This is a genomic window from Gemmatimonadota bacterium (assembly GCA_021295815.1).
Classification (GTDB): domain Bacteria; phylum Gemmatimonadota; class Gemmatimonadetes; order Longimicrobiales; family Gaopeijiaceae; genus JAGWBQ01.
The window spans coordinates 133,853-155,487 of sequence record JAGWBQ010000001.1 but is presented as its reverse complement, the minus strand read 5'-3'; the positions used below and the strand labels follow the sequence as shown (position 1 = coordinate 155,487).

The following is a 21,635-nucleotide window of genomic DNA, read 5'->3' as shown; positions in this document are numbered from 1 at the left end:
CTCAATCCTTGGGCCGAGCTGGAAAGCGAAGAAGAAGGACACGAAGGTGAAGGACATGGACACGAGGGGAAAGGGCGCTCTTTCATCGTTTTCGGCTTCAGCATTTCGGGGTGACGGCATGAACGTTCGGGACAATCGCGCTTTCGGCTTTCCTCGCGCCGGGGTGCTGGCGCTTTGCCTTGCCGGTTGCGGCGCCGGCGACACCGAAGCCGGGGTCGACGGTGGCGACGAGCTGATCGAGCTGGCCAGGGGGATCCACGAGCGGGTGATCACCATCGACACACACGACGACATCAGCGTCGCCAACTTCACCGCCGAGCGCAACTACACGATGGACCTGCCGACGCAGGTCACGCTGCCCAAGATGAGGGCTGGAGGACTCGACGTCGGCTGGTTCGTGGTCTATACCGGTCAAGGACCGCTCACCGAGGAGGGATACGCGGCGGCCTACCGGAACGCCGTCGACAAGTTCGACGCCATCCACTGGATGGCCGAGGAGCTCGCTCCCGAAGAGATCGAGATCGCGCTGACCTCGGAGGACGTGCGCCGGATCGCGGCGTCGGGCAAGCTGGTGGCGATGATCGGGGTCGAGAACGCCTACCCGCTGGGGACCGATCTCGGGCGGATCGAGGAGTTCCACTCGCGAGGAGCCCGCTACATGTCGCTGGCGCACACCGGTCCCAGCCAGTTTTCGGACGCCCACTCGGGCGAGCCCTTCGGCGAGTACGTCTACGACGGTCTGAGCGAGATGGGGCGCGCGGCGGTCGTCGAGATGAACCGTCTCGGCATCATGATCGACATTTCGCACCCTTCCAAGGAGTCGATCCTCCAGACCCTGGAACTGAGCCGGGCGCCGGTGGTCGCTTCCCACTCGGGTGCGCGTGCCGTCAGCGACGTGACTCGCAATCTCGACGACGAACTTCTCGACGCGGTCGCCGATAACGGCGGCGTGGTGCAGGCGGTGGCGCTCAGGCGGTTCGTCCACACGGACAAGACGCAGGCGCGAACCGACGCGCTCAACCGGGTTCAGGCCCAGCTGGCGGAGGAGATGGAGTTTTCCACCTTGCCGCGGAACGAGGTCATAGGGCTTCCCACCGCCGAGCGGGAAGAGTATCGGATGCGCATGGCCGAACTGCGGGCTGCGGCTTTGGAACGGCTGGGCGACTCCGTTCCGCCGGACGTGGACGTGGCCGACTTCGTGGACCACATCGACTACATGGTCGAGCGTATCGGACTCGAACACGTCGGGATCAGCTCGGACTTCGACGGCGGCGGCGGCGTCGGCGGCTGGGAGGACGCCTCCGAGACCTTCAACGTAACCTTCGAGCTGGTGCGTCGCGGATACTCCGAGGAAGAGATCTCCATGCTCTGGGGCGGCAATCTTTTGAGGGTGCTCGACGAGGTGCAGGCGGTGGCTCGGCGGATCCAGGCCGAGGAAGGGTAGCGGGGTTCGGCGCGGCGTCGCTCCGGCGGCACCTTAGTTTCACATGCCGACCTGCAGGGTCCGCGATGACCACGCCCGGGCCCGACCGACCCTGTTCCGCATTGTCGGCATCCACCGTTCGGGGTCTTAGGTAGCCTCCTACCCGGGCTCGTTCCCCCTCGCCTCGAGCAACCATCTTACTTCGTCCCACCCCTGCAGCCACAGGTTGTCAACAGCGTAGTCCATGGGCGTCCTGCCGTCCCGGTCGAGCGCCTCGGGATCAGCGCCTAACTTCAGGAGCATGGGAAACACGACCGGGTTTCGGAGGGCGGCCGCGTGAAGTGCGACTGGACAACCTTTTAAGCCAGTGGGAGTAAAGGAACCGATCATGAAGACCAACCGAAACCTGTCGCCCGCACCTCCCGGGCCCGAGACGCCGTGGTAGGAGCCCGGCGGGCTTGGCCTGCGCTCGCAATTTCGATTCTTCTCTCCTGCTCTCCTCTGGAAGAGGGCGGCCCCAGGGGAGACGTGACCTTCGGGGTGGTGGGCGACGCGCCTTATCGCTGGTGGGAGGAAGGTCAGTTCGATTACCTGATGGAGGTGTTGGACCGGGATTCCCTGGACATGCTCGTGCACGTCGGCGACCTCTTCTGGCGACCTTGCTCGGGCGACCGGATGCGAAACCGGCTGAATAGGTTGCTAGCCCAGCGGCATCCCGTCTTATACACTCCCGGCGACAACGACTGGACCGATTGCTGGGGCAGGGCGGAAGGCGGGTACGAGCCGCTCGAGCGGCTCGACACCCTCCGCAGCGTCTTCTTCCCCCAGCCCGGGATGACGACCGGCAGCGGAGGAGGGTTCGAGATGGAATACCAGGGCTCTCGGCCCGAGTGGTCCGAGTTCGTCGAGAACACCCGCTGGACCATGGCCGATGCCCTCTTCATGACCGTCCACATCGTAGGGAGCTGGAACGGATTCGCCGAGTTCGACGGGAGGAGTGCCGCAGACGACGAAGCCGCCCGGCGGCGCACCGAGGCGGCGGCGGCGTGGCTCGCCGAAGGGTTCGCCGAAGCGAGAGAATCGGAAGCGAAAGCGGTCGTCATTTTCACGCACTCCTTCCCGGACGAAGCGACCTACTCCGCCCCTCACCGAGAGGCCTTCGAGCCCTATCTGCAGACGCTCGAGGAGGAGGTGGCGGCCTACTCCGCCCCGGTCGTGCTCGTGCACGGAGATCATCACGACTACACCGTCGACCAGCCGCTCGCCGATCGGAGGACCGGGAGGACGCTCGATAACTTCACGAGACTCCAGACGATGGGCTCGCCCCAGGTCGGCTGGGTCCGTGTGACGATCACCTTCGCGGACGGCGAGGCGAGGTTCGACTATTCGCCGCGAGTCGTGTCGGGGCTGCGGTTCTGAGGGTTTACCGCGTCGAGCTTGCTTTTTCTGCCCACCCATTAAATGTTAGAACGAAAGGGTAGGACGGGATTGCGGGAAGTAGGCTCGAACGCGGGTAGAAGACATGAAGAAGAACCGGGGAGTCCTGGGCAGGCGCGACTTCGTCAAGGGAATGAGCGCCGCCGGTCTGGCGGGTGCGGTAGCGGGAACCGGGGCGCTCGACGGGACGGCCGCCTTGGCCGGATCGGAACGCGCCGACCCCACGGGCCTCGCCGGCGGGAACGGCGTGCCGGGTTCCGCCGCCCGGAAGTTCGACTTCGACGAGGTCGTCTCGCGAGTCGGGACGGAGAGCGTGCGCTGGGACAAGGCGATGGAGGATTTCGGCCCCGGAATCGAGGCGGGCATGGGCGTGGCGGACATGGATTTTCGGGCGCCCCCGTGCGTCACCGAGGCGCTCGCCGATCGCTGCTCTCACGAGAACTGGGGCTACCAGCATCGGGGATCGTCGTACTCCGAGGCGGTGTCGGCCTGGAACGCGCGCCGCTACGGACTCGAGGTGGATCCGGGTTCGGTCGTCTTCACGACCGGAGTGCATCCGGGGCTGATCGCCGCACTCCACACCTTCTCGCCCCCCGGGACCCGCGTGCTGCTCCTCACTCCAACCTACTCGGGCTTCTACACCGACACCAAGTTCACGCGCACCGTCGCTGAGGACTGCCCGCTGGTCGTGGACTCCGAGGGGCGTTACGCCATCGACTTCGACGACTTCGAACGTCGCGCCCAGCGCTGCAACTCCTTCATTCTGTGCAATCCGCAGAATCCGACCGGGAACTGCTGGTCGGAGGAGGACATGATGCGCCTGGGCGAGATCTGTCTGCGCCACCGCGTGGTCGTGCTCTCGGACGAGATTCACTGCGACTTCGTCACCGCAGGCAACCGCTTCACCCCCTTCGCCTCCCTGCCCGACCCGGAGATCGTCGCCAACAGCATGACCTTCTCTTCGGGCAGCAAGTCGTTCTCCCTCGCCGCCATGAAGGTGGCCTGGTATCACACCACCAACGAGGACTACCTGAATCGGGTCAAGGACAATACCCGGGCCGACTTGAGCACGCTGGGCATGGTCGCCATGCGCGCCGCGTTGACGGATGGGGACGAGTGGCTCGACGAGCTTCTCGCATATCTCGGCGCCAACCACGACCACGCCGAAGAGTTCGTGCGGAAGGAGCTGCCCATGACGCACTTGCGCAAGGGCCAGGGAACCTACCTGGCGTGGCTGGAGGTGTCGGAGCTCATCGACCGCATCGGCGCCGCCGAGACCGCGGAGCGCGAGACGGCCCGGGGGACGGAGGAGGTCACGCCGGAAAAGGTTCTCCAGCGCTGGTTCGCCAACAACGCCCGCGTCTTTCTGAACCCCGGTTCCAACTACGGTACGGGCGGAGCCGGTCGGATGCGCATGAATCTGGCTTCTCCCCGCTCGGTGGTGGCCAAGGCCCTAGACAACTTGGCCGAAGCCGTCTCGACGCTGTGACGGAGCTGTGACGGAGCCCGTTGCCGCCCAGCGCCCTACCTCGTATCCCCCGACACGACCGCAAACAGCAAGATCGTGAGACCATCTGGAGAAAACCCAATGCAGAATTTCGTTCGTGCCCTCAGGCTCGGCCCCCCCCTCGCCATCGCCCTCGTCGCACTTCTGCTCGCACCCGGGTCCGGCAGGGCTCAGTTCGAGGACGTGGGAGCCATCACCTTCCCGACCTCCGCCGCAAGCGAGGCGCAGGAGCATTTCCTTCGGGGTGTCGCGATCCTGCACAGCTTTGGCTGGAAGCAGGCGCGCGAGCAGTTCCACGCCGCGCAGGCCGTCGATCCCGATTTCACGATGGCGTATTGGGGAGAGTCGCTCTCGTACAACCACCCGCTGGTCACCCAGATGGACCCGACCGAGCCCCGGGAGACCCTCCTGCGGCTGGGAGCCACGAGGGCGGAACGCATGGCCAAGGCGCCCACCGAGCGCGAGAAGGGCTTTCTGAACGCGGTCGAGATCCTCTGGGGAGAGGGCGACCACGTTGATCGGCGCGTCGGCTACATGGAAGCGATGGCCGCTCTCCACGAGGCGTACCCCGACGATCCAGAGGTGGCGGCGTTCTACTCGCTGGCCCTGCTGGGGGCTGCCCGCGCGACCGGCGATCTGAGCGAGAGGCTGAATGTCCGGGCCGGGGCGATCGCCATCGGACTGCACGCCGACAACCCGCTCCATCCGGGCGCCGCCCACTACACCATCCATGCCTTCGACAACCCCCTGATGGCGCCGATCGCGCTCGAGGCGGCCCACAAGTTCGCCGACATCGCTCCGGCGGTATCGCACGCTCGCCACATGCCCACCCACATCTTCATCCAGCACGGAATGTGGGAGCTGGTTTCGGGCCACAATCAGGCGGCCTACGACGTGGCGGTCGAACTCTGGGAGCCGGGTGACGCCTTGGGCGATGCCGTACACTCGCTCGACTGGGGTCAGTACGGCGACCTCCAGCGGGGTGACTACGCGAAGGCGCGTCTGTGGATCGAACGCCTGACCGAGATGGTGGACAACGAAGGCTTCGCCGCCGGGGGAGCTCGCGGATCGGCGGGAACGGCGCGGGCGATGGGAGCCCTGCCGCTGCTCAAGGCGCGTTATGTGGTCGAGACCGAGAGCTGGATGGAAGATCCTGGAAGCCGGATCACGGAAGACTCGGGCATGAACGAACTCCTGGCTATCGGCATCAGCGCATGGCGCCTTGGAGACACGGGGGCGCTTGCCGCCGCCGAGGCCGCCCTGGCGGAGCGTTCACGTGGCACGGGCTACTCACATGCGGCGCATCGTCAGGTTGGGGCCTTGCTCAAGGCGAGCACGGGTGACGAGGGTGCCGTGGCCCTGATGAAGGATGCCGAAGAGACGGTCGAAGCCATGGCTCCGCCACGCGGCGCCGCGAACCCGGTAAAGCCGGTGCACGAGCTCGCCGGCGAGATGATGATCGAGCTCGAGATGTTCGAGGAGGCTGTGGAGAAGTTCGAGACCTCGCTCATGCGCATGCCCAGAAGGCCCCGGTCGCTGCTCGGGCTGGCCCGCGCTCACGTTCGTGTCGGAGACGATGCCAAGGCGGCTGAGGCTTACGCCGAAGTCCTGGAGATCTGGAAAGGACGCGAGGGGATCGGCGGACTCGACGAAGCCCGCGCCTTCATGGACCGGTGGACCGACGCGGCCGGCTCGGGGGCGGTCACTCGATCACGGTAGCTCGGATGATCCTGGTCAGCTCGGGGAACTCCTCGTCGAGGTAGGCGTTCCCCCGGGCGTGGATCATGGCTGCGTAGGGGCCGTCTCCGGCGGGCGGCCCTTCCCCGTAGCCCGAATAGATCCGATCGACCGCCTCCATCCCTTCGACGACCTCGGCGAAGGGTGAGAAACCCAGAACGTCGAGCCGGGAGTTGTCGGCGAAGTTCACGTAGAGCTCGGTGGTGCGCGTGTGCGGACCTCCCTTGGCGAAGGCGAGCCGTCCCCGGGTGTTCGACCCCACTACGGGCTCGTCCTGGAGATTCTCGTCCTTCCACACGTAGTTGACCTGCCAGTCGCCGTTGAGCCCGAATTGCGCCATGAAGCCGTCCACGACCCGGTAGAAGCGGGTGTCGTCGTAGAAGCCGGCCCGCACCAATTGGTGAAACCGGTCGACTCCGAGCGGCGACCACTCGCGATGAGCCTCGACGACGAACTCGCCTGCGGTGGTCTCGAAGCGGACCCGGAATCGGTCCGGTGCCGGGCCGGAGCGCTGGATGGTCCGAGCGAAGAGGAGCGGGTTGCGGTCGGAGGTCGCTTCGTCGGCGCTCTCCTCCTCGGCGGGCGAGCAGGCGGCGGGGGCGAAGAGCGTGCAGAGGAGTCCGGTGAGCACGAGGCGGTGAAGGTTCATGGGTGTCGTCGGAAGTGGGTGGAGCGTTTAGCTTATGAGACCCCTCCTGCCCGGTTCCGGGTCCCGAGGTCTAGACGAAGACATGGCGGGTGAGGAGTCGGCGCCTGGTAACCGGATGTCGGACGAGCAGCGCATGAGAGCGAGGACCATGGAACAGGTGGAAACGATCGATCTGCGTTCGGACACCGTGACCCGCCCGTCGGAGGCGATGCGCACCGCAATGGCCGCCGCCCCGGTCGGGGACGACGTGTATCGCGACGACCCCGGCGTTCTCGCGCTCGAGGCCAGGACGGCGGAGCTGCTGGGCAAGGAGGACGCCGTCTACGTGCCCACCGGCACCATGTCCAACCAGATCGCGGTGCGGGTTCACTGCGAGCCCGGCGATCTCCTGCTCATCGACGGAAACAGCCACATCGTCAACAACGAGGCGGGAGGCGCGGCGGCGCTCTCGGGAACCACGGTCAAGCCGCTCCCCGGGTTGCGCGGCGTCTTCTCGCCCGACGACGTCTTGAACGCCATGCCGGTCCTGCACGAGTACGTGCCTCCGCATCTCTCATCTCCTCGCGCCGCGCTCAGCTTGGAGAACACCCACAACGCGGCCGGCGGAGCGGTGTGGCCTCTGGAGCGGCTCCGCGAGGTCTGCGCCGCGGGCCGGCGCTGCGACCTGGCCCTCCATCTGGACGGAGCTCGGCTCTGGCACGCCTCCGCAGCCAGCGGGGTGTCCGAGCGGGTCTTCGCCGAGCCGTTCGACACGGTGAACGTCTGCTTCAGCAAGGGACTGGGAGCACCGGTGGGTTCGGCTCTCGCGGGTTCGGCCCCACTGATCGCTCGAGCGCGCCGTTTCAAGCAGCAGTTCGGGGGCGGGATGCGCCAGGCCGGGGTGATCGCCGCAGCCGCTCTCCACGCGCTCGAACATCATCGGCAGGAGCTCGGAGAAGACGTCCGCCGGGCCCGAACGCTCGCGGAAGACCTGGCCGTCCGTCCCGGGCTGGTGATCGACCTGGAGACGGTCGAGTCGAACATCGTGCGCTTCGACGTGACCGACATGCCGACGGCCGTGTTCGTGAGGAGATGCCGCGAGGCCGGGGTTCACATGCTCCCGGTCGGGGGAAGCGCGGTGCGGGCGGTCGTGCACCGAGACATTTCGGACGAGTGTATCGAGAAGGCCTGCGAGGTGATCGCGGGCGTCGCCGGTTCGGCCGTTTCCGGCTCGGCCGGTCATCAAGAGAGGAGAAACTGACATGGGTTCCAACCCAACCCAGGTGTTTTCGGCTGCCGCGACCGTCGTGGTGTTCTTGCAGCTCGCGGTCTCCGCTTCGGCGGCCCCGGTTCACGAACCGCGCGTGCTCTCGGCAGCCGGCGTGCCCGGAGCCCAGGATGCGACGGCAGGGCTTCAGCAACAGCGCCCCATGACCACGGACGACGTGCTCGACATGGTTTCGGTGGGCGGCGCGACCATCTCTCCCGACGGAGAATGGGTGCTCTACTCGCGCTCCGATCTGGCCTGGGACGAGAACGAGCGCAAGACGACCTGGTGGAAGGTACCGGCCGAGGGCGGCCGGCCCTTCCGCTTCATAGGCGAGGACGGCGGCTCGGCGTTCACCTTCTCCCCGACCGGCGATCGCATCGCCTTCCGCAGGAACGTCGACGGCAAGCAGCAGCTCTTCGTAATGCGGACCGACGGCGGAGAGGCGGTCCGGCTCACCGATCACGAAAGTTCGGTCGGCAGCTTCGCCTGGGCGGGCGAGGACGGCGTCCGCATCGTTTTCATTGCGAACGAGCCTCGCAGCGAGGAGGAAGAAGCGGAGCATGAAAAGGGCGCCGACGCCATCTGGGTCGACGAGGGCCCGAACGGCCAAGGCGAGGGCTCCTGGTCCAACCTCTGGATCGTCGACGCCGCGTTCCCCGACTCCGACACGACCTGGGAGGCGACCCGGCTGACCGAGCAGGACCACAGGATCGGCCAGATCGCGGTATCGCCCGACGGTTCTCGGGTCGCGTTCACCGCTCGCGACGAGAACAGGCGCAACCAGAGCAATCTCTCGGAGATCCACCTGCTCCGCATCGCGGACGGCGAGGTGCGCCGGCTCACCGACAACCGGGTGCCGGAGTCGCGCATACGGTGGTCGCCCGACGGCGAACGTCTGGCCTACACCGCCGTCAGCGACGACGAGTGGGAGCTGCGCCTGGCGAGGATCTGGGTGGCGGATGTCGACGACGGGACGAGGAGGTCGGTCTCCGACGCCTTCAGCGGGAATATCGGCGGCTTCGTCTGGACGCCCGACGGCGGCTCGATCCTCTTTGGAGCTCAGCGACGCACCAACCGCAATCTCTACCGTCTCGAAGTCCGGAACGGGAACGTGGAACAGCTCACGAGCGTCGTGGGGTCGCTCTCGCCTGCTTCGTTCTCTCGCGATCGCGAGCGCATGGTCTACACCTACCAGGACTTCGACACTCCGCCGGACCTCTGGGTCTCGGACACCGACGGCGAAGGCGCGGTCAGGCTGACTCGGGCCAATCCGCAGACGGAGAGTTTCTCGCTCGCCGACGGCGAAACGGTGACCTGGACGAGCTCGGACGGGACCGAGATCGAGGGGATCCTCATGCTGCCGCTCGATGCCGAGGAGCGGAACGGCGACCATCCTCTGCTGCTCCACATCCACGGCGGTCCGGCGGGCTCCTTCTCCAACACCTTTTCAGGACGCAACCAGGTGTGGGCCGGGCTCGGCTACGCGCAGCTCTCGCCCAACGTGCGCGGGAGCTCGGGCTACGACGACGAGCTGCTGCGCGGCAACATGTACGATATCGGCGGCGGCGACTACCAGGATCTGATGACCGGCGTCGACGATCTCGTGGCGCAAGGCATCGCCGATCCGGACCGTCTCGCGCTGAGAGGCTGGAGCTACGGGGGCATCCTCGGGGGATGGACCATAACGCAGACCGATCGGTTCAAGGCCGCTTCGGTGGGCGCCATGGTGTCGGACTGGACCTCGGAGTACGGACCCGGCTTCAACCACGACGTCCGGCTCTGGTACATCGGCGGCACGCCCTGGGACAACCCGGAAGCATGGCGGGAGCGCTCGCCACTGACCCACGTCGCCAACGTCACCACGCCCACCCTTATTCTGCACGGGATGGCGGATCGCACCGATACCGAGCAGCAGAGCATGATGTTCTTCCAGGCCCTGAAGGATCAGGGCAAGGACGTGCGCTACCTGCGCTTCCCGCGCGAGCCGCACGGCTTCCGCGAGCCCCGGCACCAGCGCACGCGCGACGTGGAGGAGATCCGCTGGATACAGAAGTACGCGCTCGGCATCGACTGGACGCCGTGGGAGCGGCCCAAGAAGGAGAAGAAGGTGGTGTCGTAAGGAGTCTCAGGCCGGCACCAGAGCGCCGCCGCCGGACTGCCGGCAGAGAGGTTTGAGCAACCCTTCCGCGATCTCGTAAACCCATCCGTGCAGGTCAGGCCCCGTTCCTTCCCGCCATCGGTCTCGCAGGACCCGGGTGGCGGCCAGGTTGCGCACCTGCTCGACGACGTTCAGTTCGACGAGACGGCGTTCCAGCGCCACGCCTTCCAGATCGGCAAGTTCTTCGCGGTGCAGCCGACGCACCCGCCGGACATGTTCGATCCGCTGCCGGATGGGTCCCTGAGCCGAGTTCCCCAGCGAAGCCCGTATGCCGCCGCAGCCGTAGTGGCCGCACACGACCATGTGCCGCACGTCGAGCGCCTCGACCGCGTACTGCAGGACCGAGAGGCAGTTCTCGTCGTCGGGAACGACCAGGTTGGCGATGTTCCGGTGTACGAAGACCCTTCCCGGCGGCAGGTCGAGCACCTGCGTCGCCGAGACGCGGCTGTCCGAGCAGCCGATCCACAGGATCTCCGGATTCTGACCCTTGGCCATGCGGCGAAAGATGTCGGGGTCGGTCTCGGCGATGCGGGCGGCCCAGGCTCGGTTGCCGGCGAGCAGGTGGCGGAGGTCGGGCATGATGGGGCTGGTCGGTGTCTCATGGACGGTGGTTTCGTGGGCATCCCCGGCGATCCAGGCGTCGGAACTCGATTTGCCGCGCCGGAATCGCAACCTAGCGGCCCTTGACGAAACTCGCACGAGCACCGCGAGCGGTGTGGCGGCTGCGGGCGGCATCCGTCAAGCGCCTGCTCGGTTCCAACCTTCGACGCACCTGATATATTCCGCGGCAGATGAGAACACCGACTGCATCGCCATCGCGCCCACGGAGGAGGTCTGGCGAAAAATGACATCCGAACCGACCTGGTGGAGCGGTTGGCGCACGGCCAGGGGCTCGCCCATCCTCCACGTCGATCTCCGGCCCGACCCGGAACGGGAAGAGTACGCCCTGGAGCTCCTGGACGAAGCGGAGCGAGTGCGGTGGCGCGGGTTCGTGGTCGATGGGTCCGGCCGGAGGTTCGCGCTTTGCCGGGCGGCGCTGAGGATTAACCTTTGCGCGAGGCTCGGGTGCGAAAATCGGGAGCTGGCCTTCGGATACGGAGAGCACGGCAAGCCTTACGCCGTCGTCGACGGCGTCCCGTCACGGGTGAGCTTCAATGTGAGCCATTCCGGGCAGCACGGTCTGATCGCGTTCTCGGAACACGACGGGCTCGGCGTGGACCTCGAGGTGCGTGCTCCGGCCAGGGATTTCGACGGAATCGGGAGCAGGGTCTACGGCCCGACTGAACGCCGTTCGCTAGAGGCCGCCTCCAGCCGGAAGGCGGATGTCTTCTACCGGCTCTGGAGCCTGAAGGAGGCCCTCATCAAGGCTCTCGGCACCGGATTCGCCCTCTCTCCGGCCCGATTCGAGGTGCCGCGCTCGATACTGGACGGCGAACGGTCGGCGAGCTTCCGTTTCCCGCACCTTCCGGACGACGAGTACAGGCTGGAAGACCTGGGCACGACCCGCTTCGCCGCAGCGCTCGCGTTTCGGCTGGACCCGGGTTCCGGCTGACCGGATCTACGGGAGCGCTGGTCGTCCAGCTAGAAATCCTCTCCCGGCTGGAGGCCCGCCGACCGGTCCGCCCAGGCCGCGAGCACCTCTTCTTCCAGAGCGTCGGGAAGTCCGGCTCGGGGAGCGGCTCGGCGTTCCTCCGATAGGGTCTTCCACCACTCCAGCGTGTCCAGCGCGGTCTCGCCGATCGGACGGAAGGCGAGTCCGGCGGCCACTGCGGCGTCGTTGGCCACCTGGTTCATCCCGAGGGTCTCCCCTTCCACCGGAACCCAATTGGTCAGGTGGCCCCACGGACGGACGCCGTGTTCCGCCATGAACTCCGTCGGGACCCAGATGAAGGTCGCTTCGGAGCTGATCGCCGCGCGGATCTCGTCGAGCATCGTTCCAAACGCCCCGGGATCGCCGACGGCGTTGTAGGTACCGCCGTTGCCCGGCGTCTCGACCAGATCCACGGTCCATCTCGCCAGGTCGCGAACGTCGATGTTCTGTACCGGATCCTCCGGAACGTTGGGGGCGAGCGTCTCGCCTCCGCGATCGAGACGGACCGGCCAGTAGGTCCAGCGATCGGTGTTGTCGCCCGGCCCGACGATCAGGCCGGGACGCACGTTGATGGCCGATGCGCCGAACACCGAACTGGCGACGGCCTCCGCCGCCGCTTTCAGGGCCCCGTACTCGCGCATCTCCTCCACATCCGGAGCGGAGAGCTCGGCCACCGGGTAGTTCTCGTCGATGCCGGCCTCTCCGAAGTCCCGATACGCCGAGATCGACGACACGAATAGGTAGCGGTCGACCCGGTCGCGCAGCAGCTCAGCAGTCATTCTCACCCAGCGGGGAAGAGTGGCGGAATTGTCGAGCACCGCGTCCCATTCGCGCCCCTCCAGCGCTGCCAGGTCTTCGTTTCGGTCTCCGACGAGCTGTTCGGTCCGCTCGAAGTAGTCGTGGAAGAAGGGCGGTTCGGTCCGGCCGCGGGTGAAGATGGAGACCTCGTGACCGCGGTCCAGCGCGTACTTCACCTGGTGAGGACCGAGAAAGCTCGTCCCTCCGAGGATGAGTATGCGGAGAGGCTCGGGGGCCGGGGCGCAACCCATCTGGCCCAGGCCGCCGGTCAACCCGATGACGGCTCCGGCCTTGAGGGAGGCCCCGACGAATTCGCGTCTGTCTGGTCGATGGTTCATGAAGATGATCTTATGACGGGTTCGATGCGGGGGCAATCGCGACCACTCCCACGATCAGCCGGCCCGGACCGTGAACGCCTTTGACCACGACCTGGCCGATGTCGGCCGACTTGGAAGGACCGGAGTGGAGCCCCAGCGCGGAGGGCAGGTCCGCGCTCGCGCAGGCCAGAGCCTCGGCGAGCGTCTCGAAGATGGCGTCGTCGCGCACGAGCACCACGTGGATCGGCGCGAGCAACTGCGTGCGGCGACCGTCGCGGGCGTCGAGCAGAACGCTCCCGGTCTCGGCGACGGCGCAGGCCGCCATCGACACCGCGAGACCCGCCTGACTCGGTGTCGAACCGGGCGTCGGCTCCACCAGCCCGGCCGGAACCGCGGCTCCCGCAACCACCGGTGCGTGCGCGGCGGCGAGCTCGGCGATCCAGTCCCTGGTTTCGTCCCAGTCCGCCATCGAAACCGTTTCGCCACCAGCCTGTTTCAGTTTTTTCCGGAAGAGCGCCGCCCTGGAGCGCCTGGGATGGAGATCGACGGAAGCGTCCGTGTGCGGGTGCGCGTTCACGAAGTCGCCGGGGTGGGCAACGCGCTCCAGCGCCGCCACTGCGGCCCGCACGCGCCCGAGGATGAGATCGCGCGCCGTACTCATCGCTCCGGGAGCTCGCGTTCACCCAGCCAATGGCCGATCACGGGAAGCTGTCTCAGCACGCGTGCCCGCCTTTCGACGGTGCCGGTGAGAACCGCTCCCGCCCCCTTGAACATCCGAGGATGCTCGGCGAGACGAGAGAACGCCGCCATTCCCAGGCTCTCGCTCATGGGCACCAGGCCCGCCTCCACAGCCCGGCGTCGCCAGTATCTGAGAAGAGACGGGATCGGAATGCGTACCGGACAGACCTCTTCGCACGCGCCGCAGAGGGTCGAGGCGAACGGAAGCGGCATCGCCTCTTCGAGGCCGAGCATGGCGGGCGCCAGTATCGCGCCGATGGGACCGGAGTAGACCCAGCCGTAGGCGTGGCCGCCGGTCTGCCGGTAGACCGGGCAGGAGTTCAGGCAGGCTCCGCATCTCACACAGCGGAGCGCCTCCCAGGCCTCGCGATCGGCGAGCGCGTCGGTGCGTCCGTTGTCGACCAGCACGACGTGCAGCTCCTCGGGTCCGTCGGGTTCGTCATCGCGTCGCGGCCCTTGGAGGAGCGAGACGTAGTTGCCGATGGGCTGGCCGGTCGCGGCTCGAGCGGTGAGCTGGAGGAGGCCGGCGAGGTCGGCGAAGCGCGGGACCACCTTTTCGATGCCCACAAAGGCGACGTGGGTTTTCGGCAGAGAGGTGCACAGTCGGATGTTGCCTTCGTTTTCGATGAGCGCGACGGTGCCGGTGTCGGCGGCGATGAAATTGCCCCCCGATATGCCGAGATCGGCCTCCAGAAACTCCCGCCTGAGAGTGTCGCGCGCGGCCGCCGCGAGCGCGTCGGGCGAAGCGTCCGCCGGCGTTCCCAACCGCTCGTGGAAGAGAGCCCGGCAGTCGTCGAGGCTCCGGTGGATGGCGGGACCGACGATGTGAGATGGCGGCTCCCCGAGAAGCTGGATCACGTATTCGCCCAGATCGGTCTCCCTGACCCTTATTCCCTCGGCTTCGAGGAACTCGTTCATGCCGAGCTCTTCGCTCACCATGCTCTTGGCCTTCACCGCCGACCGGACGCCGCGAGCCTCGATGACGTCACCCAGAACGGCAAGCGCGTCTCGGGCGTCGGCCGCCCAGTGCACCTGTACGCCGTTGGTGGTGAGAGCGGCTTCCGCCTGCTCCAGGTATCGGTCGAGGTGCGTGATGGCATGGCTCCGCACCGCTGCAGCCCAGTCCCTCCAGCGTTCGGCGTCGATCTCGTCGAAGGCGAACGCGCGGCGGGCCTCGAAGCTCAGAGTCGCCGAGGTGACGGACTCTCTGACCTGCGGGTTCGCCGCGAGCTTCGCCGCGTTCGAGCGGTAGCGGGAAGGTGATCCGTTCGTCCCGCCGGTCGGGGTCAGGTCGTTCGCCATCACTGAACCTAACCTCCTTCACCTAACGAACCCCACCCCCTTCCAGTCTTGAGAACGAACCGCCGAGAGCCGGTCGATCTCCGGCTCGCTTAACGAACGGCACCACACACTCCACCGGAGCTTTTTCACATGACCCTAAGAGTCACCTCCCGCGCCCTCCTCACCTTCGCCGCCTTGGCGACCGCCCCGGAGCTTCCGGCGCCTGTCGGCTCCTACACCGAGCTCTCCGCCCAGGTCGACCGCCGCGAAGCTCGCGCCCGCATGGCTCTTCGGGCCCGCGGCGCCGGGATGGACCGCGCGCGCCGAGCCGCCCCTCGTGTTGGAACGGCGTGGATGGGGAGAGCGGACAGGACCCCCGGCGGCGTGGAAGCCGTCATGCGGGCTCGCGAGCGCCTCGGCCTTACCGACGAGCAGTTCGGTGCGCTCGACGCCATTCGACAGGAGAAGCTCGCCGAGCGCATCGAAGCGGCAACCGAAATGGCGGAGATGCGGTCCTTGCTCGCATCCGGTCAAATGGAGAGAAGCCAGGCGGGCACGGCAGTGCGCGAGCGATTGGCGGCACGTCTCCTCGCCGGAGGCGGAGCCGAGCTGCGCGAACGGATCGGCGAAATCCTCACCGAAGAACAGATGGAAATGGCGAGCCCGATGCTCCGAGATCGAGCGGGTGCGAGTCGAGCGGCCGTCGGACGCGGCCACGCTCGGGCAGCCGGCAGAGCGGACCGCTGGCGGGGTAGGGGAGTGAGGGGGTGAGAAGAACGAACCCTCGGCCCTTCCCTCGAATGCGGAGGCAAGCTTGCGCCAGTTCGGAGCGGACTCCAAACTGGTTCACTACGGCCTCGAAGACCGCTCGCACGCTGAACTGCGGTACGTCGATGCGCGCACCTCACGAGATCGGCGTGACCGGCCTGAGACGCACCGCCCATACCCCGGAGTTGATGTCGCTGAAGAGGATGTTTCCCTTCCACGGCATGACGCTCCAGGCCGCCGGCGAGTTCGGGATGTATCCCAGCGGATCGTGCGCCTTCATCACGGCGATCTCGCGTCCCTGGGTGTAAAGGTTACCCATGAGATCGCCCGAGATGTCCACCATGCGCACCCCGCCTTCGTAGTAGGCCTGGTAGAGGATGTCGTCCTCGACCCACATGTTGTGCGTGCCGTACTCGCTCACCTCGTAGCGAGCCAGTTGGACAGGATTTTCCGGGTCGGTGAAGTCGAAGATCTGAGTGTAGCCGGAGGTCGCTCGCGGATATCCGCCCTTTCCGGTCTCGGGATCGTACCGCGTCCTGTGGTCCGGCCCGGTGCCTTCCCAGGCGAGCCCGCGCCTCTGCACCCGCTCGTCTCCCACTATCAGCAGAAATCGTCCGGTGGACTCCTGGTAGTAGGGAAAGACGGCGTGAGTCGATCCCGTCGTGGTGGAGAAGGTGGTGACCAGTCTGGGCGCCTCGATCGACCCGCCCCAGCGCCCGTTCCCCACGTCGACGACAACGACCCCGGTGCGCCATTCGGCGGAGTAGGCGAGTCCGTCGTGAACCCACACGTCGTGTACGCGCGAGTCCGGATGATTGTACTCGCTAACGTAGCGCGGTGCGCCGAGATCGCTCATGTCGAGGATGACGTACTTGTCGCCGCCGGAGAGCGCGAAGAGGTGCGTGTCGGTGGCGAACATGTTGTGTACGCCGCCGGTCAGCCCCTCGTCGTAGGTGGAGGCGATGCGGGGATGGGCCGGGTCGGCGAGGTCGAGGATGACGACTCCGTTGCGGCGGTTCGACGCCCCCTCCCGCGAGATCGCGCCGTAGCGACCGTCGGGCGAGACCTTGACGTCGTTGGTCGTGCGCGCGTCGATCATCACCGAGTCGGTCATGAAGATGCCGGCGGGGTCGGTCACGTCCCAGACGAAGGTGACGCCGTCGCCCATCTTCGAGCCCGTCATCGCGTAGTCGCGCCCGTCGAGCCCTTCCCACACCCAGATGTCGGTCGTGAAGACCCGGCTCTCGCGGCCCTGGCCGATCACCTCGAGCTTGCGCACCGCGTTGCGGGAGACCACTCGGAAGGAGTATTCGGCCCTGAGGTTTCCCGAGGTGGCGATGGCGGTGAAGAGGCCGGGAACGTCGGCCACCATGCGGCCGTGCTCGATCTGGGCGGTACCGGCGGGGGCCCGCACCGAGTCGTCGGGCTGGTAAGCGTAGGCCCAACTGACGGGAACCTCCGGGACGGGTCGGCCCTCCGTCGTAAGCGCGAGGACGGTGAAATTCTGGACGTCTCCGGTTCTGACTTCGCGCGCTCCTCCTTCGATCGCCAGCGAAGCGGCCGGCGAAGCCCCGACCTCGTGGGTGACGCTGCCCGAGATTCCCGCGACCGTGGCCGTTATCGTGGCCTCGCCGATCCCGAACCCGCGCACGTTTCCGAAGGGATCGACCGTCGCGATCTCGGGATTCGAGGAGACCCACACCGCCGTCACGTCCGTCCGGATGATTTCGCGTTCATGGAAGGCGTCCGCCTCGTGCGGGACCGTGTGACCGACGATCACGGTTTCGAGCTCCGGCCTCACCTCGACCGAGACCACCGGGGGCAGAGTTACGGTGACCGGAACCTCGACGACGTGCCCCTCGCCGGTGTCACGGAGAAAGTCGGCGGCGTAAATGGTGTACTCGGCCGTAGTGACGTAAATTGCGTACTCGCCCACCCTGAGTCCCGTCACTTCCATGCCGTCGATCGACAGGGCGTCCCTCGCGCTGGGAAGGATCAGCGGCGGGAAGGAGGTGGTCGTCTCGCCGTCGCTGTCGATGACGTTGACCGTCAGGTTGAAGCTCTCGCCGATCTCGATCGTCGCCGAAGTCGGCTCGACCGTGAGCCGCGGGATCGAGTCGGTGGACGGGGTCTGGGCCGCCAGCTCCGGTCCGGGAACCGCTTGGGTGAGCAGAACCGTGGGGAGGATCAGCGCGGTGGCGGCGCGATGCGGTCGAGTCGGGTTGCGGAGCATGACGGTCTGTGTTGAAGTGCCCGCCGAGCGAGGCGGTCTGACGGTATTCGGGCCGGGGGCTTGCCGATGCAGCCAGCCTCAGTCAAGCTAGAACGAGGAGACCGCCCCCGGAAGCCCCGAGAACGAATCCCTTTTGCCGAACTCGCCCGCCCTCGACCCTGACCCATCTCGAATGACCTCGACCGGCAGGGTGCGCCGCAGCCGCATTCTCCGCGATTTCGTCTTCGTCCTCCATCTGACGGTGGGCGCGGCGGCCGGGGTGCCCGTGCTCGTCATGGCGGCGACCGGAGCGATCCTCTCGACCGAGGGCATGGTCACCGCCATCGCCGAGCGCCGCCACCAGGTCGCGCCTCCCGTCACGTCCGATCCGCCCGCTCGGAAAATCGCTCCCGCATTCCTGCTGAACGTGGTCCGGGAGTGGTCGGCGGAGCTCGAATCCCCATTCGTCGCGACCGACCTCCGGTACCGCTCCGATCCTCAGGCCCCGGCAAGGGTGAGCTCGGGAAGGTACCGTCACGTGTTCGTCGATCCCTACCGCGGCGAAGTGGTCGGCACCGCCAACCCGACGGCGTTCTACGAGGAGGTCCGGGAGTGGCACCGCTGGTTCAACGTACCCGGCCGAATGGTGCGCGACGGACGGGCCGTGAGCGGCGCGGCGAACATCCTCTTCTTCCTTCTCCTCGTAACCGGGCCCATACTCTGGTGGCCGAAGCAGGGCGGCCGGCGGGCGTTCCTTGCCGGGTTCCTTTTCAGAAGTTGCGAAGGCAGGGCTGCCAGAGACAACAACCGACATCGCGTGGTGGGCGTATGGTCGATCCTTCCGCTGAGCGTGATCGTTCTGACGGGATCTCTCGTGTCTTACCCGGAGCTGGCGGACCGCGTTTATCCGGCGGCAGGCCAGGCGCTTCCGGCTGGTGGGTGGCCGGGAACGGCGCTCGAGGTCCCGGCCGAGCCGGGAACTGCGAGCGAACCTGCAAGGGTGGAAAGACCGGAGGGCGCCTCGGAGGCGCCGCCTTCGGCGTCGGACGAGGACGATCCCGACCTCGGTGCGGTCCTGCGGTCGGCCGAGGAGTGGGTGGACGGTTGGCAGACCCTGACCCTGGCGCTGCCGGTCCGCAGGGACGGCACGGTCGAGGCGCTGATCGCGGGCGGTGGGCGTGGCCGGCCGCAGATGACCGGCGTCCTGGTTGTCGATGCCGCGTCCGGCGTCCCTCGCGAGTGGACGCCGTTCTCGGCCGTCGCGCCCGCGCGCCGCGCCCGGGAGATTTTTCAGCATGCGCATACCGGAGAGTACTTCGGTGCGGCCGGACAGCTCGCCGCCGGTATCTTCAGCCTCGGCGCCTGCTTCATGGTGTGGACGGGGCTCTCGATGGCCTTCAGACGGTTGCGCCGGTGGCGCGGTCGGGTGACAGCGGCGAATCCCGATCCGGCATCCGCCCGGATCCAGTCTTGACCGCATCCACCCGAATCGGTAGATTCACGGTCTACCCGGAACGAGCCCGACCTGTCTTTCGGATCTTCCCTTCCGGGTCGTTCTTCCCTTCGAATCTCCGCTAAATGCCAGAAAATCCGGTCCTTGACGTGCGCGGCCTTCAAGCCAAGGTCGCCGACGAGGATGTCTCCATACTCACCGGAGTCGACCTTGCCGTCGGCAAGGGCGAGGTGCATGCCATCATGGGGCCGAACGGCTCGGGCAAGAGCACTCTCGCCAAGGTGCTCGCCGGGCACCCAGGCTACGAGGCCACGAGCGGCGCGGTCGGATTCCAGGGCGAGGACATTCTCGAACTCGAGCCCGACGAGCGTGCCCGCTTCGGGATCTTCCTGGCCTTCCAGTATCCCGTCGAGATCCCGGGCGTCTCCATCGCGAACTTCCTGCGCACCGCCCGGCAGTCGCACCTTCCCGACGGCGAAGAGCTCGATCTTTTCGACTTCCACGACGAACTCACCGAGGCCATGGAGCTGCTCGACATGGATCCGGCCTTCGCCGAGCGCCACGTCAACGACGGCTTCAGCGGGGGCGAGAAGAAGCGTAACGAGATCCTCCAGATGGCCGTGCTCAAGCCGAAACTGGCCGTCATGGACGAGACCGACTCCGGCCTCGACATCGACGCTCTCAAGGTTGTGGCGGGCGGCGTGAGGACGCTCATCGACGAGGACCCGGAGATGTCGGTCCTGCTTATCACCCACTACCAGCGGCTCCTAAACTATATCGAGCCGGACTTCGTGCACGTCATGGTGAACGGCCGCATCGTGCGCTCGGGAGGCCCGGAAATCGCGCTCGCGCTCGAGAAAGAGGGTTACGCGAGCTGGCGGGAAAACGGAAAGCGCCATGCCTAGTAACGAGACCGTCCAGGCCCTTAATCTGGATGAGTACCAGTACGACTTCGTCACCGGGGGGGACCCGGTATACCGCTCGCCCACCGGTCTGAGCGAGGATATCGTTCGTCGCATATCCGCTCACAAGGAGGAGCCGGAGTGGATGCTCGACTTCCGACTAAAGGCCCTGCGCATCTACGAACGCAAGCCGATGCCCGATTGGGGCGGAGACCTGAGCGACCTCGAGCGCGTGCTCGACGACATCCACTTCTACGTGCGCCCGCAGGATAGGATGGAGCATTCGTGGGACGACGTGCCGGAGCAGATCAAGGAGACCTTCGAGAAGCTCGGCATTCCGGAGGCGGAGCGTAAGATCCTGGCCGGGGTGGGCGCCCAGTACGAGTCCGAGATGGTCTATCACTCGCTCAAGGAGGAGTGGGAGGCGCAGGGGGTGATCTTCGACTCCATCGAAGACGGTCTGAAGAACCATCCCGAGCTCTTCCGCAAGCACTTCGCGACGGTGGTTCCCTCGCACGACAACAAGTTCGCCGCCATGAACTCGGCGGTGTGGTCCGGCGGCTCCTTCGTCTACATCCCGCCCGATGTCAAGCTCGGGACGCCGCTCCAGGCCTACTTCCGAGTCAACCAGGAGCGGATGGGCCAGTTCGAACGCACGCTCATCATCTGCGACGAGGGCGCGAGCGCGCATTACATAGAGGGCTGTACCGCGCCGGTGTACTCCACCGAGTCCTTCCACTCGGGGGTGATCGAGATCGTGGTGGCGCGCAACGCCCGCTTCCGATACACGACCATCCAGAACTGGTCGAACAACATGTACAACCTGGTCACCCAGCGCGCCCTGGTTCGGGAGGGCGGCAACATGGAGTGGCTCGACGGCAATCTCGGCTCCAAACTGACCATGAAGTATCCGTCATGCTACCTCATGGGCGAGGGGGCGCACGGCGAGATCCTTTCCATCGCCTACGCCGGGGACGGGCAGCATCAGGACACCGGCGGCAAGGTGGTGCACGCCGCTCCGCGCACCACGTCGTCGATCGTGTCCAAGTCGATCTCGAAGGGACTGGGACGCTCGTCCTACCGCGGGCTGCTCAAGGTGCACGAGGGCGCGAACCGGGCCCGGTCCAACGTGGAGTGCGACGCCCTGCTCATCAACGACACCTCCCGCACCGACACCTATCCCTACATCGAGATCGAGGAGAGCGACGCCAATATCGGCCACGAGGCTTCGGTTTCGAAGATCGGCGAAGAGCAGCTCTTCTATCTGACCAGCCGCGGCATCTCCGAGGAGGAGGCCATGGCGATGATCGTGCGCGGCTTCATAGAGCCGGTGGCGAAGGAGCTGCCTCTCGAATACGCGGTCGAACTCAACCGTCTGATCGAGCTGGAGATGGAGGGCTCGGTCGGCTGACCCG

At 66.6% G+C, this 21,635-nt stretch carries 18 protein-coding genes; 11 read left to right on the top strand and 7 right to left on the bottom strand.

From position 1 onward, the window contains the following. The first annotated feature begins 118 nt into the window (after positions 1–118). Positions 119–1,444: a dipeptidase gene (locus J4G12_00580; GenBank protein ID MCE2454304.1), complete on the top strand. Its 1,326-nt coding sequence runs from the start codon at positions 119–121 to the stop codon at positions 1,442–1,444. A 138-nt stretch (positions 1,445–1,582) separates the two neighbouring features. Here the strand turns inward: J4G12_00580 and J4G12_00575 are convergent, their stop codons facing one another. Then, on the bottom strand, positions 1,583–1,735 hold the full coding sequence (locus tag J4G12_00575; protein MCE2454303.1) for a hypothetical protein: 153 nt from the start codon (positions 1,733–1,735) through the stop codon (positions 1,583–1,585). Positions 1,736–1,861: 126 nt separating this feature from the next. Here J4G12_00575 and J4G12_00570 point away from each other — a divergent pair, with 126 nt between their 5' ends. The 3 genes from J4G12_00570 (at position 1,862) to J4G12_00560 (ending at position 6,086) form a co-directional block, all read left to right on the top strand. Then, on the top strand, positions 1,862–2,842 hold the full coding sequence (locus J4G12_00570; protein ID MCE2454302.1) for a metallophosphoesterase: 981 nt from the start codon (positions 1,862–1,864) through the stop codon (positions 2,840–2,842). 103 nt (positions 2,843–2,945) lie between these two features. Continuing rightward, positions 2,946–4,349 carry an aminotransferase class I/II-fold pyridoxal phosphate-dependent enzyme gene (locus J4G12_00565; GenBank protein ID MCE2454301.1) on the top strand — a complete coding sequence of 468 codons (1,404 nt, stop codon included), beginning with the start codon at positions 2,946–2,948 and terminating at the stop codon, positions 4,347–4,349. A 99-nt stretch (positions 4,350–4,448) separates the two neighbouring features. Next, on the top strand, positions 4,449–6,086 hold the full coding sequence (locus tag J4G12_00560) for a tetratricopeptide repeat protein (protein MCE2454300.1): 1,638 nt from the start codon (positions 4,449–4,451) through the stop codon (positions 6,084–6,086). Here J4G12_00560 and J4G12_00555 read toward each other — a convergent pair. Then, positions 6,070–6,753: a peptidylprolyl isomerase gene (locus J4G12_00555; protein ID MCE2454299.1), complete on the bottom strand. Its 684-nt coding sequence runs from the start codon at positions 6,751–6,753 to the stop codon at positions 6,070–6,072. The genes J4G12_00560 and J4G12_00555 overlap by 17 nt on opposite strands. 148 nt (positions 6,754–6,901) lie before the next feature. On the opposite strand from J4G12_00555, the gene J4G12_00550 reads away from it, so the two are divergent. After that, complete coding sequence (locus J4G12_00550) at positions 6,902–7,993, top strand: low specificity L-threonine aldolase (protein MCE2454298.1); 1,092 nt, start codon at positions 6,902–6,904, stop codon at positions 7,991–7,993. 1 nt (position 7,994) lies between these two features. Further along, positions 7,995–10,121 carry a S9 family peptidase gene (locus J4G12_00545; GenBank protein MCE2454297.1) on the top strand — a complete coding sequence of 709 codons (2,127 nt, stop codon included), beginning with the start codon at positions 7,995–7,997 and terminating at the stop codon, positions 10,119–10,121. A 6-nt stretch (positions 10,122–10,127) separates the two neighbouring features. Here J4G12_00545 and J4G12_00540 read toward each other — a convergent pair whose 3' ends face one another. Continuing rightward, positions 10,128–10,739 carry a carbonic anhydrase gene (locus J4G12_00540; protein ID MCE2454296.1) on the bottom strand — a complete coding sequence of 204 codons (612 nt, stop codon included), beginning with the start codon at positions 10,737–10,739 and terminating at the stop codon, positions 10,128–10,130. Between the two features lie 265 nt (positions 10,740–11,004). Here J4G12_00540 and J4G12_00535 point away from each other — a divergent pair, with 265 nt between their 5' ends. Beyond that, positions 11,005–11,712, top strand: coding sequence for a 4'-phosphopantetheinyl transferase superfamily protein (locus tag J4G12_00535; GenBank protein ID MCE2454295.1), 708 nt, complete (start codon positions 11,005–11,007; stop codon positions 11,710–11,712). A 29-nt stretch (positions 11,713–11,741) separates the two neighbouring features. Here J4G12_00535 and J4G12_00530 read toward each other — a convergent pair whose 3' ends face one another. The 3 genes from J4G12_00530 to J4G12_00520 all read right to left on the bottom strand — a co-directional run bounded on the left by J4G12_00530 (position 11,742) and on the right by J4G12_00520 (position 14,906). Beyond that, on the bottom strand, positions 11,742–12,800 hold the full coding sequence (locus J4G12_00530) for an epimerase (protein ID MCE2454294.1): 1,059 nt from the start codon (positions 12,798–12,800) through the stop codon (positions 11,742–11,744). Between the two features lie 97 nt (positions 12,801–12,897). Continuing rightward, a complete protein-coding gene (locus J4G12_00525) occupies positions 12,898–13,335 on the bottom strand; it encodes an LUD domain-containing protein (protein ID MCE2454293.1) in 438 nt (145 codons plus the stop codon). Between the two features lie 188 nt (positions 13,336–13,523). Continuing rightward, positions 13,524–14,906 (bottom strand): iron-sulfur cluster-binding protein, encoded by a 1,383-nt coding sequence (locus J4G12_00520; protein MCE2454292.1) that lies wholly within the window; start codon positions 14,904–14,906, stop codon positions 13,524–13,526. A gap of 129 nt (positions 14,907–15,035) precedes the next feature. Between J4G12_00520 and J4G12_00515 the strand changes: the two genes are divergently transcribed. Next, on the top strand, positions 15,036–15,656 hold the full coding sequence (locus tag J4G12_00515; protein MCE2454291.1) for a Spy/CpxP family protein refolding chaperone: 621 nt from the start codon (positions 15,036–15,038) through the stop codon (positions 15,654–15,656). Positions 15,657–15,789: 133 nt separating this feature from the next. Here the strand turns inward: J4G12_00515 and J4G12_00510 are convergent, their stop codons facing one another. After that, complete coding sequence (locus J4G12_00510; protein ID MCE2454290.1) at positions 15,790–17,886, bottom strand: Ig-like domain-containing protein; 2,097 nt, start codon at positions 17,884–17,886, stop codon at positions 15,790–15,792. A gap of 172 nt (positions 17,887–18,058) precedes the next feature. On the opposite strand from J4G12_00510, the gene J4G12_00505 reads away from it, so the two are divergent. The 3 genes from J4G12_00505 to sufB all read left to right on the top strand — a co-directional run bounded on the left by J4G12_00505 (position 18,059) and on the right by sufB (position 21,631). Then, entirely contained in the window at positions 18,059–19,339 is a 1,281-nt protein-coding gene (locus tag J4G12_00505; protein ID MCE2454289.1) for a PepSY domain-containing protein, read from the top strand. A gap of 104 nt (positions 19,340–19,443) precedes the next feature. Continuing rightward, complete coding sequence (sufC, locus tag J4G12_00500; protein ID MCE2454288.1) at positions 19,444–20,223, top strand: Fe-S cluster assembly ATPase SufC; 780 nt, start codon at positions 19,444–19,446, stop codon at positions 20,221–20,223. After that, positions 20,216–21,631: a Fe-S cluster assembly protein SufB gene (gene sufB, locus J4G12_00495; GenBank protein ID MCE2454287.1), complete on the top strand. Its 1,416-nt coding sequence runs from the start codon at positions 20,216–20,218 to the stop codon at positions 21,629–21,631. Before sufC ends, sufB begins: the two co-directional genes overlap by 8 nt. Positions 21,632–21,635: the final 4 nt, after the last annotated feature.